We start from the raw sequence: 16,071 nt of genomic DNA, 5'->3' as shown, positions 1-16,071 counted from the left end.
GTTCGAAAGGAAGACCGTCAGCCGGTCGCGGGACTCGCCGGCCCGGCCGTGACATCGGTGATGTCACCTTCGGGCACGGCTTGCCCCGAGCGGATCAGCTCGATCCGCCCCATCACCTTGGACCGCAGGTCGCTCGGCACGTCGTCCGAACCGCAGCAGCGCTTCACCAGCTTCTTCACGGCCTGTTCGAGGCCGTACTTCTCCAGACAGGGATTGCACTCGCCGAAGTGCGTCTCGAACTTCGTGCAATCGCTGTCGGGCATCTCGTGGTCTAGGAACTCGTACAGGTGGTCCAGGACCTCAGAGCACTCCGTCTCGTGCGGCTCTCCGCAGCTCATGAGCCCGAGCCTTTCAGGTCGTTCGACTCTCCCGCGCCGGCGGGGACCAGCCCGCGCTCACGGGCATAGTCCTCCAGCATTCCGCGGAGTTGACGGCGGCCACGGTGCAGTCGCGACATGACTGTCCCTATGGGTGTACCCATGATGTCCGCGATCTCCTTGTACGCAAAGCCCTCTACGTCGGCAAGATAGACCGCGATGCGGAACTCCTCCGGAATGGCCTGCAGCGCTTCTTTCACATCCGAATCGGGCAGGTGGTCGAGCGCCTGCGATTCGGCGGAACGCAAACCGGTCGACATGTGCGACTCGGCCCGCGCCAGCTGCCAGTCCTCGATCTCCTCGGCCGCACTGCGCTGGGGTTCGCGCTGCTTCTTGCGGTACGAGTTGATGAACGTGTTGGTCAGGATGCGGTAGAGCCACGCCTTCAGGTTGGTGCCCTCGCGGAACTGGTGGAAGGACGCGTATGCCTTCGCGTACGTCTCCTGGACCAGGTCCTCGGCGTCGGCCGGATTGCGCGTCATGCGCAGCGCGGCCGAATACATCTGGTCGAGGTAGCCGAGGGCGTCCCGCTCGAAGCGCGCGTTGCGCTCGGGGGTCGTCTCCTCCGCATGGCCTTCGTCGGTCCCAGCGACAGGACCCACCTCCTCCGACTGCGTGGCGGCTCCGAAAGCGGACCCGCTCGAATCGGAGAATAGTCGACCATCCCGGGCTTCCGCCGCCCGAAGCAGACCGCGCTTGGGGGCAGGAAGCACCGTCCAGTCCAGGTCAGCGGCCTGCGGACGGTTCTGGCTGATGACCTGGGGCATGCGCTCCCTCTCCTCCGACGTTTCCCGTGCTTACCGACATGTGGGTCAACAGCCCGGCCGGGCGGCGCATTCCCAGGCGCGGCACGGGATTTCGGCCCATTCCGGGCCTGGGGGCCGGTCCGGCGGCAAAGGTGAGGCGGATCACCCCCGAATATGTCAGGTCGCGCTCAGAGCGGGAGTTCCAGGAGCCATTCGGCCGTCGTCTCCGTGATCACCGCGAGGGCCTCGTCCTGCGTGGGCCCGGCCTTCTTGGGCACCGCGAAGCCGTGGTCACCGTACGGGACCTCGACGAGCCGGTACGGATGGTCCGCGGCCGGCGGCGGGAACTCCTCGGGTCGGCCGAACGGGTCCCGGCCGCCCTGGAGCACCAGGGCGGGCCGCCCGGCGCCCAGCAGCTCCGCGGCCCGGGACTTCTCCGGCCGGCCCGGCGGGTGCAGCGGGAACGACAGCGCCAGCACCCCGGCCGCGTCCAGCCCGGCGGCGGTCCGGCACGCCACCCGGGCCCCGGCGCTGCGGCCGCCGGCCACCACCGGCAGCCCGGGCCGCGTCAGCGCCGGCCACAGCCCGCGCCAGCCCTCGTCCAGCACCTTCGGCGCGGCGGCGACCTTCTTCCCGGCCACCCGCCAGGGCTGCTCGACCAGGGCCACGGTGACGCCGCGTGCGGGCAGCGCCGCCGCCAGTGCCCGCAGGTCCCGGGCCTCGATGCCGCCGCCGGCCCCGTGGCTCACGGCGAGCACGAGCCGGGCGGCGGCGCCGCCGGTCGCGGGGTGCCAGGTGACACGGGCCTCGCCCGCCGGGGTGTCGACACTCTCGGTACGCGTGGTCATGCGCCGATCATGCCGGGTCAGAAGAGGGTCGCCTCCTCCGGCGCGGCCAGCTCCGTCAGCAGCTCGGCCCCGTTGTTGCGCACGTTGCTCACGGCGGTGGACACCGGGTAGGCGCGCATCAGCCCGCCCGGCGGCGGTGCCAGCAGGTGCCGGAGCTCGTCGGGGTCGGTCCGGGCCGGGTCCAGCCAGGGGTCCCACTTGTCCGGGGTCAGCATCACCGGCATCCGGGGGTGGATCTCCGAGAGAGAGCCCGGCCCCTCGGCGGGGGCGACGGCCAGCGGGCCGGTCTCGGCCTCGGTGGTGATCACCGAGCAGGTGACCCACCAGGCCATCGGGTGCTCGTCGGGCAGGGTCCGGTCGCGCCAGAACTCGTATATCCCGGCCATGGCGAAGACGGAGCCGTCGGCGGGGAGCACGAAGTAGGGCTGTTTGCGGGCCCGTTTCCGCTTGCCCTCGACCTCCAGCTGCCGTTCGTCGTGGGCGGTGACCCACTCGTAGTAGCCGTCGGCCGGGATGATGCAGCGGCGCTGCGCGAAGGGGCGCTTGAAGGACGGCTTCTCGGCGAGGGTCTCGGACCGGGCGTTGATCATCCGGGCGGCGCCCTCGGGGTTCTTGGCCCAGGAGGGGACCAGGCCCCACCTCAGGACGCGCAGCTGACGAACCGGACGCGGGTCCGCGGCGTCCTTCACAGGACGGTCGAGGACGACGTGGACCTCTTTCGTCGGCGCCACGTTCCAGTCGGGCGCCAGGGTCTCCTCGGGCTCCCACTTCTCGATGCCGAAGAGCTCCACCAGGTCCTCGGGCCCACGACCCGCCGCATACCGTCCGCACATGGCTGCCACACTGCCACGACACCCGACCACCACCGCAAGGAGTCCGCCACCCTATGGACAGCACCACGACGGCCGGCCTGTGGGACCGGCTCACGGGCATACAGACCCCGCCCGAGCTGTGGCTGGTGATCGTGACGGGCCTGGTGGCGCTGGCCGCCGTGGGCCCCCGCCCGCTGTGGCGGCTGTCCCGGAACGCCGTGACCATCGCGCACGAGGGCGGACACGGGCTGCTCGCCCTGCTGACCGGGCGGAGCCTGGACGGGATCCGGCTGCACTCGGACACCAGCGGGGTCACCGTCAGCCGCGGCAAGCCGACCGGACTCGGCATGATCCTGACCGCCGCCGCCGGGTACACGGCCCCCTCGCTGCTCGGCCTCGGCGGGGCGGCGCTGCTGTCGGCGCACCGGATCACCCTGCTGCTGTGGGCGGCGACCGCGCTGCTGGTCACGATGCTGGTGATGATCCGCAACGCGTACGGGGCGCTGACGGTCGTCCTCACCGGCGCGGCGTTCGTGCTGGTGTCCTGGCTGACCTCGGCCGAGGTCCAGGCGGCGTTCGCGTACGTGGTGGTGTGGTTCCTGCTGCTGGGCGGGGTCCGGCCGGTCTTCGAACTTCAAGCCAAACGGAGGCACGGCGGAGCACCCGATTCCGATGCGGACCAGCTGGGGCGCCTGACCCATGTGCACCCGGTGGTCTGGCTGTTCCTCTTCCACGCCGTCGCGCTGTGCTCCCTGATCGGCGGCGGGCGCTGGCTCCTCGGCCTCTGAGACGGGCCCGTGATCAAGATCGGGGCCCGTGGGTAGCCACTAAAGTGGGCCCCATGACCGAGACCTCCGCGCTCCACGCCCTCTGGCCCGCCCCGCTCGCGGACGGGGCCGTCCACGCCACCGTGACCGTGCCGGGGTCCAAATCGGTCACCAACCGCGCTCTGGTCCTGGCCGCGCTGGCCTCCGAACCCGGCTGGGTGCGCCGCCCGCTGCGCTCGCGCGACTCCCAGCTGATGTCGGACGCGCTGCGCGCGCTGGGCGTCGGCATCGAGGAGACCGTCTCCTCCAGCTCCGGGGGCGAGGGAGCCGGCGGCGAGGCCTGGCGGATCATCCCGGCCGCGCTGCACGGCCCGGCCACCGTCGACGTCGGCAACGCGGGCACGGTCATGCGCTTCCTGCCGCCCGTCGCGACCCTCGCCTCGGGCGACATCCGTTTCGACGGCGACCCCCGTTCCTACGAGCGCCCCCTCGGCCAGGTCATCACCGCGCTGCGCGCCCTCGGCGCCCGGATCGACGACGACGGCCGCGGCGCCCTGCCGCTGACCGTCCAGGGCGGCGGGGCCCTGGAGGGCGGCACGGTCGAGATCGACGCGAGCAACTCCTCCCAGTTCGTCTCCGCGCTGCTGCTCTCCGCCCCGCGCTTCAACCAGGGCGTCGAGGTCCGGCACGTGGGCGCCAACCTGCCGTCGATGCCGCACATCCGGATGACGGTGGAGATGCTGCGCGCGGCGGGCGCCCAGGTCGACACCCCCGAGGCCGGCGGCGAGAAGGACGTCTGGCGGGTCGCGCCCGGCGCGCTGCTGGGCCGCGACATGACCGTCGAGCCGGACCTCTCCAACGCCCAGCCGTTCCTGGCGGCCGCCCTGATCACCGGCGGCACCGTCACGGTCCCGGACTGGCCGCGCCGCACCACGCAGCCCGGTGACGCGCTGCGCCGGATCTTCACGGAGATGGGCGGCTCCTGCGAGCTGACCGACGCGGGTCTCGTCTTCACCGGCACCGGCAAGATCCACGGCATCGACGTGGACCTCGGCGAGGTCGGCGAGCTCACCCCGGGCATCGCGGCCGTCGCCGCGCTCGCCGACTCCGAGTCGGTGCTGCGCGGGGTCGCCCACCTGCGGCTGCACGAGACGGACCGGCTGGCGGCGCTCACCAGGGAGATCAACGGCCTCGGCGGCGACGTCACCGAGACCGCCGACGGCCTGCGGATCCGCCCGCGCCCGCTGCGCGGCGGCACCTTCCACACGTACGACGACCACCGGATGGCCACCGCCGGCGCGGTGATCGGCCTCGCGGTGGACGGCGTGCTCATCGAGAACGTGGCGACGACCGCCAAGACCCTGCCGGACTTCCCGCGGATGTGGGCCGACATGCTCGGCCGAACGGCCCGGGGCGCGGGAGCGTAGGGCCGGTCATGCGCAGGTACGGCAAGCACACCGACGAGGACGACATCCGCCAGCGGCCCAACCCCAAGGGCAACCGGCCGCGGACCAGCATCCGCCCCAAGCACGAGGACGCGGCCGAGGGCTTCGTCCTCACCGTGGACCGCGGCAGGCTGACCTGCCTGGTCGAGGACCGCACGGTGCACGCCATGAAGGCCCGTGAGCTGGGCCGCAAGGCGGCGGTGGTCGGCGACCGGGTCTGGATCGTCGGCGACCTGACCGGCAAGAAGGACACCCTCGCCCGGATCGTGCGGATCGAGGAGCGCAAGTCCGTCCTGCGGCGCACCGCCGACGACGACGACCCGTACGAGCGCGTGGTCGTCGCCAACGCCGACCAGCTGGCCATCGTCACGGCCCTGGCCGATCCGGAACCCCGGCCCCGCATGATCGACCGCTGTCTGGTGGCCGCGTACGACGCGGGGCTGGAGCCGCTGCTGGTGCTCACCAAGTCCGACCTCACCTCCGCCGACAAGATCCTGGAGATCTACTCGACGCTCGGTGTGAACTACGTCGTCACCAACCGCGAGGAGCTGGCGACCGGGGACGCGGCGGAGCGGGTGCGCGAGCGCCTGAACGGCCGGATCACCGCCTTCGTCGGCCATTCCGGCGTCGGCAAGACCACCCTGGTCAACTCGCTCGTCGCCGAGGGCCGCCAGCGCGCCACCGGCCACGTCAACGCGGTGACCGGCCGCGGCCGGCACACCACCACCTCGGCGCTCGCGCTGCCGCTGCCCTCGGGCGACGGCTGGGTCATCGACACCCCGGGCGTGCGCTCCTTCGGCCTGCACCACGTGGATCCGTCCCGGGTGATCCTGGCCTTCCCGGACCTGGTGCCGGGGACGGAGGGCTGCCCGCGCGCCTGTAGCCACGACGAGCAGGACTGCGCGCTCGACGCGTGGGTGGAGGACGGCCACGCGGACCCGGCGCGGCTGTACTCGCTGCGGCGGCTGCTGGAGACGCGGGAGCGCCGCGAGGGCGACTGACCGCCGGTGGCGCCGAGCGGCCGCCGGGGCGCGCCGGCGGGTTGCGGGCGGGCCGCAGGCGGGTGCGCCGTGTTTGTCGATGGCCGTGTCGGGATAAATCCATCATCGCACCAAGTGACGTGTCGTCACCTGACGCGGGGAGGCATTCGCCATGGCGTGGCTGCTCGTCATTGTCGCCGGGGTCCTGGAGACGGGCTTCGCGGTCTGCCTCAAGCTGTCCCTCGGGTTCACCCGGATGTGGCCGACGGTGGCGTTCGCCTGCTTCGCGCTCGGCAGCTTCGGCCTGCTCACGCTGGCGCTCAAGAAGCTGGACGTGGGCCCCGCCTACGCGGTGTGGACGGGGATCGGCGCGGCCGGGACCGCGATCTACGGGATGATCTTCCTCGGCGACCTGGTGTCCACGCTGAAACTCGTCTCGATCTCGCTGGTGATCCTCGGCGTCATCGGTCTCCAGCTGTCCGGCTCGGCGCACTGAGCAGCCGCAGCAGCTCCCCGATCCCGGGCTCCTCGCCGGGGACGATCACGTAGGAGAGCGCGAGGCGCAGCGCCAGCTCCCCCTGCCGCGCCCCGTCCTCCGGGGTGAGCGCGAGCGCCGCCCGCTCGCGCACGGCCCGGGTCAGGTCCCCGGGGCCCAGCGCCGCCGCCCCGGGCCGGGCGGGCTCCCCCGGCGGCACGGGCAGGCTCCCGTCCCAGAACCCGGTCAGCAGGGCCCGTACGAGGGGATGCGCGCGGGCCGCCCGTACGGTCCACTCCGCCACGGCCGCGAGGCGCTCGCCCTGCTCCGCCGGGGCGGCGAGGGCCAGGTCCACCCCGGACAGGTACCGGTCGGCCTCGCGCCGCACCAGGGCGCGGCCCAGGCCCGCCTTGCCGCCGAACTCGTTGTAGAGGGTCTGCCGGGACACCCCGGCGGCCGCCGCCACGTCGACCATCCGGACGGCCGGCCAGGGACGCGCCGAGAGCGCCGCTCCCGCCGCCTCCAGCAAGGACTCCCGCGCTGCCGGCATCCGCGCCTCCCCTCGGCTCCCCCGGACTCCTTTCGCCAGAGTTGACGGGCCGACAGATCCTGTCAAGGGCGCGTGGGCGACCGCACCGCGGACCTCGTTCGCCGGGCCGGGGCAGTCCCGATACTGTTCGGCCATGCCCGAGTATGACGATGATCTGCGCCTTGCCCTCGAACTCGCCGACGCGGCGGACGCCGCCACGACGCGGCGGTTCCGCGCCCTTGACCTGAAGGTCGAGACCAAGCCGGACATGACGCCGGTGAGCGAGGCCGACCGGGCCGCGGAGGAGATCATCCGGGCCGGGATCCTGGCCGCGCGGCCGGACGACGCGATCCTGGGCGAGGAGTACGGCCTGGAGGGCTCCGGCCCGCGCCGCTGGGTCGTGGACCCGATCGACGGTACGAAGAACTACGTGCGCGGCGTCCCCGTCTGGGCGACCCTGATCTCCCTGATGGCCGAGGGCCGGGACGGGGTCTTCCGCCCCGTGGTCGGCGTGGTCTCCGCGCCGGCGCTCGGCCGCCGCTGGTGGGCGGCCGAGGGCGGGGGCGCGTTCGCGGGCGGCGCGCTGGGCGGCGACCCGGTGCGGCTCGGCGTCTCGAAGGTGGGCTCCCTGGGCGACGCCTCCTTCGCGTACTCCTCGCTGACCGGCTGGGAGGAGCAGGGCCGGCTCCCCGGGTTCCTGGAGCTGACCCGGGCGTGCTGGCGTACGCGGGGGTACGGCGACTTCTGGCCGTACATGATGGTCGCGGAGGGCTCGCTGGACCTGTGCGCCGAGCCGGAGCTGAACCTGTGGGACATGGCGGCCCTCGCGGTCGTGGTCCAGGAGGCGGGCGGCCGTTTCACCAGCCTGGACGGGGCCGACGGGGTGGACGGCGGCAACGCGGCGGCGTCGAACGGGCTGCTGCACGAGGAGATGCTGGGGCACCTGCGCCCGCGCGCCTGACGCGCGGCCCGTGCGCTCCCTTGCCGCGCGCGTGCTGAGCGCGTGCCGAGCGCGCCCTCTTGATGACCCTCCGTGTTCGTGGGAATCTGAGGATCCGCCCGCTTGTGCGCTTGTGAAGCCCTTCTCTAAGTGCGAGGCGGACGGCTCACCCAGGAGGTGGCTCCCTTCATGCTCGTCCGCGACGCCATGAGCACCGTGATCCTCACCCTCGGACCCGCCCATTCCCTCCGTCAGGCGGCCTGCCTGATGTCCGGCCGGCGCGTCGGCGCCGCCGTCGTCCTCGATCCCGAACACAGCGGCATCGGCATCCTGACCGAGCGCGACATCCTCAACTCGATCGGCGCCGGCCACGATCCCGACCGGGAGTCCGTGGGCGCCCACACCACCAACAACGTCGTCTTCTGCACCCCGGAGGCAACGCTCCAGGAAGCCGCCGAGGCCATGGCGCACGGCGGCTTCCGGCACCTGATCGTGCTGGAGGACGGCGGCCCGGTGGGCATCGTGTCCGTACGCGACATCATCCGCTGCTGGGTACCCGCCCGGCGCAGCCGCGTGGCCGCGTAGCCGCCTGGCCGCTTGGCCGCGTAGCCGCGCAAGCCGAGGGGCCGGACCCCGGGCGGGTCCGGCCCCTCGGCCCTCGGCGCGTGCGGACGCTCAGCCGCGGAGGGCCTGGACCGCGGCCTCCAGACGCTTGCCGAAGTCTCCGTCGGCCTGACGGAAGTTGGCGATCGCCCGCTCGGCGATGTCGTCGCGGGAGACCTTGGCGATGAACCCGGACAGGTTCTCGACCAGGCGCGACTTCTCCTCCTCGGACATCAGCCGGTAGAGGTCGCCCGCCTGCACGAAGTCGGTGTCCTCGGAGTGCGCCGGGGCGGCGTGGTCGCCCGTACCGCCGGTGACCGCGATGGGCTGCCACAGCGGACGGTCCGTCTGGAACGGGCCGCCGAAGCTGTTCGGCTCGTAGTTCTTCGCGCCCTTGTGGCGGCCGTCGTAGAGGGAGCCGTCACGGGAGTTGGTGCGCGCCTCGGTGGCGTGCGGGCGGTTCACCGGCAGGTGGTCGGCGTTGATGCCGACGCGGTAGCGGTGGGCGTCGCCGTACGCGAAGAGACGGCCCTGGAGCATCTTGTCCGGGGAGGGACCGATGCCGGGAACGAAGTGCGCCGGGGAGAAGACGCTCTGCTCGACCTCGGCGAAGACGTTCTCGGGGTTGCGGTTGAGCTCCAGCTTGCCGATCTCGATCGGCGGGTAGTCCTCGTGCGGCCACACCTTGGTGAGGTCGAACGGGTTGAACCGGTACTGGGCCGCCTCGGCCGCCGGCATGATCTGGACCTGCACGGTCCAGGTCGGGAAGTCGCCGCGCTCGATGGACTCGCGCAGGTCGCGCTGGTGGGAGTCCGGGTCCTCGCCGGCGAGCCGGTTGGCCTCGGCCTGGGTGAGGTTCTTGATGCCCTGGTCGGTCTTGAAGTGGTACTTGACCCAGAAGACCTCGCCGGCCTCGTTGTTCCACTGGAACGTGTGCGAGCCGTAGCCGTTCATGTGGCGGTAGGAGGCCGGGATGCCGCGGTCACCGAAGAGCCAGGTCACCTGGTGGGTGGACTCGGGGCTCAGGCCCCAGAAGTCCCACACGTTGTCGGCTTCCTGCGAGCCCGTGTACGGGTCGCGCTTCTGGGTGTGGATGAAGTCCGGGAACTTGATGGCGTCCTTGATGAAGAACACCGGGGTGTTGTTGCCGACGAGGTCGTAGTTGCCCTCTTCGGTGTAGAACTTCAGCGCCCAGCCGCGGGGGTCGCGCACGGCGTCGGCCGATCCGAGGTTGCCGGCGACGGTGGAGAAGCGCAGGAAGGTCTCGGTCTCCTTGCCGACCTCGGACAGGAACTTCGCGCGGGTCCACTGGGAGACGTCACGGGTCAGTGTGAAGGTGCCGTACGCACCGGCGCCGCGGGCGTGCACCACGCGCTCCGGGATGCGCTCGCGGTTGAAGTGGGCGAGCTTTTCGAGGAGCAGCTGGTCCTGGACGAGAACGGGCCCGCCGATGCCGGCGGTCTCGCTGTTCTGGTTGTCCGCGACCGGAGCCCCGGCCTCCGTGGTGAGCGGTCCCTGCGTCACGTGCGCCTCCTGCGTCATTCCTGCCACCTGCACCTGTCCTTGGCGTGTGCCGTAATCGATCCTACGATGGACTTTGTCTAAGTCAAGCCAGCATCCAATTCAACACTGCTTCGACTTCTACACGGGATCGCCGCGCTGTTAGGCTGGCGGTATGAGTGACCTGCTGGAACGACTTCGCGGACGCGGATGGCGCATGACCGCACAACGGCGCGTCGTGGCCGAGGTGCTCGACGGTGACCACGTGCACCTGACGGCCGACGAGGTGCACGCGCGCGCCGTGGCCAAGCTGCCGGAGATCTCCCGGGCGACGGTCTACAACACGCTCGGCGAGCTCGTGACCCTCGGCGAGGTCCTGGAGGTGTCCACGGACCGGCGCGCGAAGCGGTACGACCCGAACGCGCACCGCCCGCACCAGCACCTGGTCTGCGCCCGGTGCGGCGCGATCCGCGACGTCCACCCGGCCGGCAACCCGCTGGCCGACCTCCCCGACTCGGAGCGCTTCGGCTTCACGGTGTCGGGCGTCGAGGTGACGTACCGCGGCCTCTGCCCGAACTGCGCGTAGCGCCTGGCCGCCGAGAACGCGGGAAGGGGCCCCGGGAGCGATCGCTCCCGGGGCCCCTTCCCGCTGGCCGACTTCCCGCCGGCCGAATTTCCACGGGCCGAATTTCCACGGGCCAACGACTCAGGGCCCGGATCCATTGGATCCGGGCCCTGAGTCCTTCAGTAGCGGGGACAGGATTTGAACCTGCGACCTCTGGGTTATGAGCCCAGCGAGCTACCGAGCTGCTCCACCCCGCGTCGGTAAACCCCACTGTACGGGGACGCTGTCGGCAGATGCAAATCGCCTAACGGACGGCATCCGGGCAGGCCAGGCGGGCGGCCGGCCGGGCCGGCGGCAGCCGGCTCAGGCCGAGAGTTCCTCCGCCAGCGCGTCGCGCAACCGGGCGGCCCGCTCCGAGACCTCGGCCGGCCCCAGCTCCATGGCCCGCACGCACCACTTCTGCCCCTCCGCCAGGTCCCCGTGCCGCGCCGCCAGCAGCCCCAGCCGCAGCGCGGCCCGGCCGTGCCCGGCCACCGCCGCCCGGGTCCACCACAGGGCCGCCTCCGGCTCGTTCCCCTCCCGGGCCAGCAGCAGCCCCAGGTTGAACGCCCCGTTGCGGGATCCGGCCTCCGCCGCCTCCCGGTACCACCGCGCCGCGACCGCCAGATCGCCCCGCGCGGCCGCCAGCATCCCGACCCGGACCTGCGCCCGCCGGTGCCCCTGCTCGGCCGCCCGCTCGTACCACTCCTCGCTCTCGGTGCGCGCGACGCCGCCCACCGGCTCGCCCAGCGCCACCGGCTCCGGCGCCGGGGCCAGCGACTCCAGCAGGGAGGCCAGCCGGAACGCGGCCTCCGCGCTGCCGCCGCCCGCCGCGCACCGCAGGTGCCGCTCCGCGGCGCGCTCCTCCCCGTCCCGGACCAGCGCGATCCCGACCTGGAGCGCCGCGTCGGTGTGCCCGGCCGACGCGGCCCGCTCGTACCACTTCAGCGCCGTCCGGTCCTCGTCGCGACTGGCGAACAGGATGCCGAGGTTGAACGCGGCGTCCACGCTCCCCGCCTCCGCCGCCTTGGAGAACCAGGGCTCCGCGCCCGCCGCGTCGCCGCCCTGGAGGAGCAGGATCGCCAGCGCGTTGGCGGCCTCGCGGTGCCCCGCGTACGCCGCGCGCCGGTACCACTGCTCGGCCTGCGCGGTCCGCTCCTGCGCCGCGCACAGCAGCGCGAGGTTGTACGCCCCGTTCTGGTCGCCCGCGTCCATCGCGGCCCGGTACCAGCGCTCGGCGGTCTGGGTCTCCCCCCGCGCCGCGTGCAGGGCGCCCAGCGCGTTCGCCGCGTTGCCGTCGCCGTCCTGCGCGGCCCGGTGCCACCACGCGGCCGCGCTCTCCTCGTCCCCGGCGTCGCGCAGCAGGAAGCCGAGCGCGCACGCCGCCCGCGCCTCGCCCTGCTTGGCGGAGGTCAGGTACCAGCGCCCGGCCTCCTTGAGCTCGCCGCGCGCCTCCAGCAGCGCGCCCAGGTGCAGCGCGGCACGCCGGTGCCCGCGCGCGGCGGCCTGCCGGTACCACTGTTCGGCCTCGGCCGGGTCGCCCTTGCGCAGGTGCCGGGCGAGCCGGTACGCCGCCTCGCGGTGCCCCTGTTCGGCGGCGGCCCGGAACCACCGCTCCACGCCCTTGTCGCCGCGGTGCTCCAGCAGGTCGGCCAGCCCGTACGCGCCGAGCGCGTGGCCGGATTCCGCCGCCTGGCGCATCCAGTACTCGGCGGCCGGCTCGTCCCCCCGCTCGCGGTAGTGGCGGCCCAGCGCGTGCGCGGCCGGGGCGGATCCGGCGACGGCGGCGACCCGCCACCAGCCGGCCGCCTCGTCGGGGTAGCCGCGCTGGTGCAGGAGTACGCCCAGGTTGTTCGCGGCGGCGCGGTCCCCTCCCGCAGTGGCGCCGCGCAGGTAGGGCTCCGCCCCGGCCAGGTCGCCGCGGCGCAGCAGCAGGGCGCCGAGCACGCTCATGGCACCCGCGTCCCCCTTGTCGGCGGCCACCCGGTGCCGGGCTTCGAGCTCGGCGTCGCTCGCCGCGTCCGCCTCGACGAACGCCTCATCCGCGAAATCCGCATCGGTCAGTGCGGTCTGCGCGTTAACGGTCTGAGCCTCCTCCACGGCACCCGCGTCCGGCTCGGCCTCCGCCCTCACAAACCGCCCTGTCTCCAGCAGAGTTGACCTGTCCCCCATAAATCCCATCGTCGCATCACCTGCTACCCGCGTACACCTGGTATGTCGCAGCCAGTGAGGTCACTACAGCGTTTTGTCGACATGCCCACAGGGAGACAAGTCAAACACGGTCTTGCCCCAACTCACCCGCCCCAGCTACCCCACGTCGTGAAACCACGGCCGCCCCGGACATGACGAAGGCCCGGATCCCATGGATCCGGGCCTTCATCTTCAGTAGCGGGGACAGGATTTGAACCTGCGACCTCTGGGTTATGAGCCCAGCGAGCTACCGAGCTGCTCCACCCCGCGTCGGTGAAACCACAGTATCACGACGCGGGACGGAGCCATTACCAAGCGGGACCGGCGGGCGGTCCAGCCGCGGCCTAGCCGCCCGTCTTGGGCGCCGTCGCCTTCGCCTCGGCTTCGATCGCCCGCTGCAGCGCGGCCTTGATCTCGTCCTGGGCCTTGCCGTAGGCCGCCCAGTCGCCAGCCTGACGGGCCTTCTCGGCGGCGTCGATGGCCTTCGTCGCGTCGTCCAGGGCCGCCTTGACGGTCGGGTTCTGCGCGGTCGGCGGCGTGACGGTGCCCTCGCCCGGCGGCTGCTGCGGCGGCACGGGCGTGGTCGGCGCCTCGGCACCGAATACCACGTTCAGCGCCTTGTCCAGGGTGTCCTCGAAGGCCGTCTGATTGCCGTAGGTCACCAGCACCTTGCGCAGCAGCGGGTACTTCAGCGTGGAGCTGCGCACGTACACCGGCTCCACGTAGAGCATTCCGCCTTCGAGCGGTACCGCAAGCAGGTTCCCGTACTCGACCTCGGAGTCGCCACCGCGCAGCAGGCGGATGGACTCGGCGATCTTCGGTTCCGACTGGAACTTGCTCTGCACCTGCTTGGGGCCGTCGACGGGCTTGCTCGTCGGCAGCTTCAGGATTCTGATCTTCCCGTAGTCCGGGGTGCCCGGATCCGCGTTGACCGCCATGTAGGCGCTCAGGTTGGGCCGCTCGTTCGGAGTGAACGTCGTGGTGAGCGAGAAGACCTGGTCCTTCTCCTGCTGGCCCGGCATCTTCATCGACAGGTAGTACGGCGGCAGCGCCGTACCCGCCTTGGCCGTCGGGTCGTCCGGGACGGCCCAGGCCTCACTGCCGCTGAGGAAGGTCTGCGGGTCGGTGACGTGGTACCGGGTGAGCAGCTCGCGCTGGACCTTGAAGAGGTCCTGCGGGTAGCGCAGGTGGTCCATGAGCGCCTTGGAGATGTCGCTCTTGGGCTTCACGGTGCCCGGGAACGCCTTCATCCAGGTCTTCAGGACCGGGTCCTTGGTGTCCCACTGGTACAGGTTGACCGTGCCGTCATAGGCGTTGACGGTGGCCTTCACCGAGTTCCGGATGTAGTTGACCTGGTTCTCCTGCGCCACCACCGCGCGCTGGCTGTTGGTCAGCGAGTCCGCGGTCGTGTCGCCCAGCGTGGTGCGCGAGGCGTACGGGTAACCGTTCGTGGTCGTGTACGCGTCGACGATCCAGACGACCTTCCCGTCGACGACGGCCGGGTACGGCGCGCCGTCGATGGTCAGCCACGGCGCGACGGCCTCGACGCGCTCCTTGGGCGTGCGGTTGTACAGGATCCGCGAGCCCTCGCCGATGGCGCCCGAGTACAGGATCTGCGGCTCGCTGAAGGCGAGCGCGTACGCGGCCCGGTTGACGGGGCTGTCCAGGTTGACCCCGGACTTGCCCTGGTAGCTCGTCTCCTTCTCGCCCTTGTCGTCGGAGTAGTCGAGCTCCTTCTGCGGGCCGCCGACGATCGAGTATTGCTTCGTCCGCTCGCCGTAGTAGATGCGCTGCTCGAAGTCGGTGCCGAACATCCCCCTGGAGGGCAGGTCGGACTGGGTGAAGTCGGGGGCGCCGTCCTTCACGGTGGTGCCCTTGGCCGCGACCACGCCGTAGCCGTGCGTGTACTTGAAGTGGTCGTTGATCCAGTTGTTCTTCGGGATGCCGCCGATGTTCAGCTCGCGCAGCCCGATGACGGTGTCCTGGCCGCTGTACCGGTCCACGGCGAGCGTGGACGGGAAGGCGTAGTAGCCCTTGACCTGCTGGAGCTGCTGGAAGGCCGGGGACACGATGTTCGGGTCGAGGAGCCGGACGCTGGCCGTGGTGTCGGCCGCCTGCCGCAGCTTGGCCTTGTCGTCCGTCTGCGGCACGCCCGGGTAGTCCGAGACCTCGGAGCCGGCGATCCCGTAGGCGTCGCGCGTCGCCTTGATGTTCTTCTGGACGTACGGGGATTCCTTGGCCTGCTCGTTCGGCTGGACCTGGAACTTCTGCACGATCGCCGGGTAGAGCCCGCCGATCAGGATCGCCGAGAGCACCATCAGGCCGAAGCCGATGACCGGCAGCTGCCAGGCGCGGCGCCACAGCGTCGCGAAGAACAGCACGGCGCAGATCGCGGCGATCGCGACGAGGATCGTCTTGGCGGGCAGGTAGGCGTTGGCGTCCACGTACCGCAGGCCGGTCCAGTTGTCGGCGGCCTTGAAGTCGCTGGACTTGACCGCCAGCCCGTACCGGTCGAGCCAGTACGCGACCGCCTTGAAGGCCACGAAGAGGCCGAGCAGCACCGACAGGTGCCCCGTCGCCGCGTCGGTGGCCCGGGCGCCCGGGCTGGTCACGCGCAGTCCGCCGTAGAGGTAGTGCACGACGGCGGCGGCGATCACCGACAGGACGACCGCGGCGAAGCCGAAGCCGAGCAGGAAGCGGTACCAGGGCAGGTCGAACGTGTAGAACGACACGTCCATCTTGAACTGGGGGTCCTTCGTGCCGAAGGGCACCCCGTTCACGTACATGAGCCAGGTCTTCCACTGGCCCGCCGCCGAGGCTCCCGCGATCATGCCGACGAGGGCGGCGATGCCCAGGAGCAGCCACCTCTTGTACGGCGCGATGCTCATCCGGTAGCGGTCGAGGCTCTGCTGCTCCATCGACATCGCGCTGAGCGGCGGCCGCAGCCGGTACGCCAGCCAGATGTTGAAGCCCACGGCGCCCGCCATCAGCAGGCCGAAGACGGCGAACAGGCCGATCTTGGTCCACAGCGTGGTGGTGAAGACAACGGTGTAGTTCACGGAGCGGAACCAGAGCCAGTCCGTCCAGAAGCCCGCGAACATGATGAACGCCATGGCCAGAACGGCCAGGACACCCAAGGTCATCAGCAGAGTGCGGGCACGCCGGGACGGGCGGCCGACTCTCATCCGTGGCCCCGAAGGGCCTCCGCCGCGGTCCGGCATCTGGAAAGCCAAGGTGCGCACCTCTGAAAGTCGC

At 71.7% G+C, this 16,071-nt stretch carries 15 protein-coding genes and 2 tRNA genes; 7 read left to right on the top strand and 10 right to left on the bottom strand.

The window, feature by feature from the left end:
• Positions 1-17: 17 nt before the first annotated feature.
• The 4 genes from rsrA to EES41_RS24215 all read right to left on the bottom strand — a co-directional run bounded on the left by rsrA (position 18) and on the right by EES41_RS24215 (position 2,804).
• Entirely contained in the window at positions 18-338 is a 321-nt protein-coding gene (rsrA, locus tag EES41_RS24230) for a mycothiol system anti-sigma-R factor (protein ID WP_008741506.1), read from the bottom strand.
• A complete protein-coding gene (locus tag EES41_RS24225; protein ID WP_008741505.1) occupies positions 335-979 on the bottom strand; it encodes a sigma-70 family RNA polymerase sigma factor in 645 nt (214 codons plus the stop codon). Before EES41_RS24225 ends, rsrA begins: the two co-directional genes overlap by 4 nt.
• Positions 980-1,311: 332 nt before the next feature.
• Positions 1,312-1,971, bottom strand: a complete 660-nt coding sequence (locus EES41_RS24220; protein WP_123080296.1) for an alpha/beta family hydrolase — start codon at positions 1,969-1,971, stop codon at positions 1,312-1,314.
• Between the two features lie 17 nt (positions 1,972-1,988).
• Positions 1,989-2,804 carry an SOS response-associated peptidase gene (locus tag EES41_RS24215; RefSeq protein WP_123080295.1) on the bottom strand — a complete coding sequence of 272 codons (816 nt, stop codon included), beginning with the start codon at positions 2,802-2,804 and terminating at the stop codon, positions 1,989-1,991.
• Positions 2,805-2,857: 53 nt separating this feature from the next.
• Here EES41_RS24215 and EES41_RS24210 point away from each other — a divergent pair, with 53 nt between their 5' ends.
• The 4 genes from EES41_RS24210 to EES41_RS24195 all read left to right on the top strand — a co-directional run bounded on the left by EES41_RS24210 (position 2,858) and on the right by EES41_RS24195 (position 6,471).
• The gene (locus tag EES41_RS24210) at positions 2,858-3,571 is read left to right on the top strand and encodes a M50 family metallopeptidase (protein ID WP_123080294.1); all 714 of its coding nucleotides are present in this window, start codon (positions 2,858-2,860) and stop codon (positions 3,569-3,571) included.
• 53 nt (positions 3,572-3,624) lie between these two features.
• A complete protein-coding gene (gene aroA / locus EES41_RS24205; RefSeq protein WP_123080293.1) occupies positions 3,625-4,977 on the top strand; it encodes a 3-phosphoshikimate 1-carboxyvinyltransferase in 1,353 nt (450 codons plus the stop codon).
• Positions 4,978-4,985: 8 nt separating this feature from the next.
• Positions 4,986-5,996, top strand: a complete 1,011-nt coding sequence (gene rsgA, locus EES41_RS24200; protein ID WP_123080292.1) for a ribosome small subunit-dependent GTPase A — start codon at positions 4,986-4,988, stop codon at positions 5,994-5,996.
• A gap of 151 nt (positions 5,997-6,147) precedes the next feature.
• Positions 6,148-6,471, top strand: coding sequence for a multidrug efflux SMR transporter (locus EES41_RS24195; protein ID WP_123080291.1), 324 nt, complete (start codon positions 6,148-6,150; stop codon positions 6,469-6,471).
• Here EES41_RS24195 and EES41_RS24190 read toward each other — a convergent pair.
• Entirely contained in the window at positions 6,437-7,000 is a 564-nt protein-coding gene (locus EES41_RS24190) for a TetR/AcrR family transcriptional regulator (RefSeq protein ID WP_123080290.1), read from the bottom strand. The genes EES41_RS24195 and EES41_RS24190 overlap by 35 nt on opposite strands.
• Before the next feature lie 133 nt (positions 7,001-7,133).
• On the opposite strand from EES41_RS24190, the gene hisN reads away from it, so the two are divergent.
• Positions 7,134-7,940: a histidinol-phosphatase gene (gene hisN / locus EES41_RS24185; RefSeq protein WP_123080289.1), complete on the top strand. Its 807-nt coding sequence runs from the start codon at positions 7,134-7,136 to the stop codon at positions 7,938-7,940.
• 168 nt (positions 7,941-8,108) lie between these two features.
• On the top strand, positions 8,109-8,504 hold the full coding sequence (locus tag EES41_RS24180; protein ID WP_008741496.1) for a cyclic nucleotide-binding/CBS domain-containing protein: 396 nt from the start codon (positions 8,109-8,111) through the stop codon (positions 8,502-8,504).
• A gap of 90 nt (positions 8,505-8,594) precedes the next feature.
• Here the strand turns inward: EES41_RS24180 and EES41_RS24175 are convergent, their stop codons facing one another.
• Positions 8,595-10,064: a catalase gene (locus EES41_RS24175; protein WP_123080288.1), complete on the bottom strand. Its 1,470-nt coding sequence runs from the start codon at positions 10,062-10,064 to the stop codon at positions 8,595-8,597.
• 133 nt (positions 10,065-10,197) lie between these two features.
• Here EES41_RS24175 and EES41_RS24170 point away from each other — a divergent pair, with 133 nt between their 5' ends.
• Positions 10,198-10,608, top strand: a complete 411-nt coding sequence (locus EES41_RS24170; RefSeq protein WP_123080287.1) for a Fur family transcriptional regulator — start codon at positions 10,198-10,200, stop codon at positions 10,606-10,608.
• Between the two features lie 162 nt (positions 10,609-10,770).
• On the opposite strand, the gene EES41_RS24165 is transcribed toward EES41_RS24170, so the two are convergent.
• The 4 genes from EES41_RS24165 to EES41_RS24150 form a co-directional block, all read right to left on the bottom strand.
• Positions 10,771-10,844 (bottom strand) — tRNA-Met (locus EES41_RS24165).
• A gap of 106 nt (positions 10,845-10,950) precedes the next feature.
• Positions 10,951-12,807 (bottom strand): tetratricopeptide repeat protein, encoded by a 1,857-nt coding sequence (locus EES41_RS24160; RefSeq protein ID WP_123080286.1) that lies wholly within the window; start codon positions 12,805-12,807, stop codon positions 10,951-10,953.
• A gap of 205 nt (positions 12,808-13,012) precedes the next feature.
• Positions 13,013-13,086 (bottom strand) — tRNA-Met (locus tag EES41_RS24155).
• 74 nt (positions 13,087-13,160) lie between these two features.
• Positions 13,161-16,037: a UPF0182 family protein gene (locus EES41_RS24150; protein WP_250569763.1), complete on the bottom strand. Its 2,877-nt coding sequence runs from the start codon at positions 16,035-16,037 to the stop codon at positions 13,161-13,163.
• Positions 16,038-16,071 lie beyond the last annotated feature (34 nt).

The sequence above is a fragment of the Streptomyces sp. ADI95-16 genome (assembly GCF_003721495.1).
GTDB classification, from domain to species: domain Bacteria; phylum Actinomycetota; class Actinomycetes; order Streptomycetales; family Streptomycetaceae; genus Streptomyces; species Streptomyces goshikiensis.
This window is presented reverse-complemented; position numbering and strand designations above follow the sequence as displayed.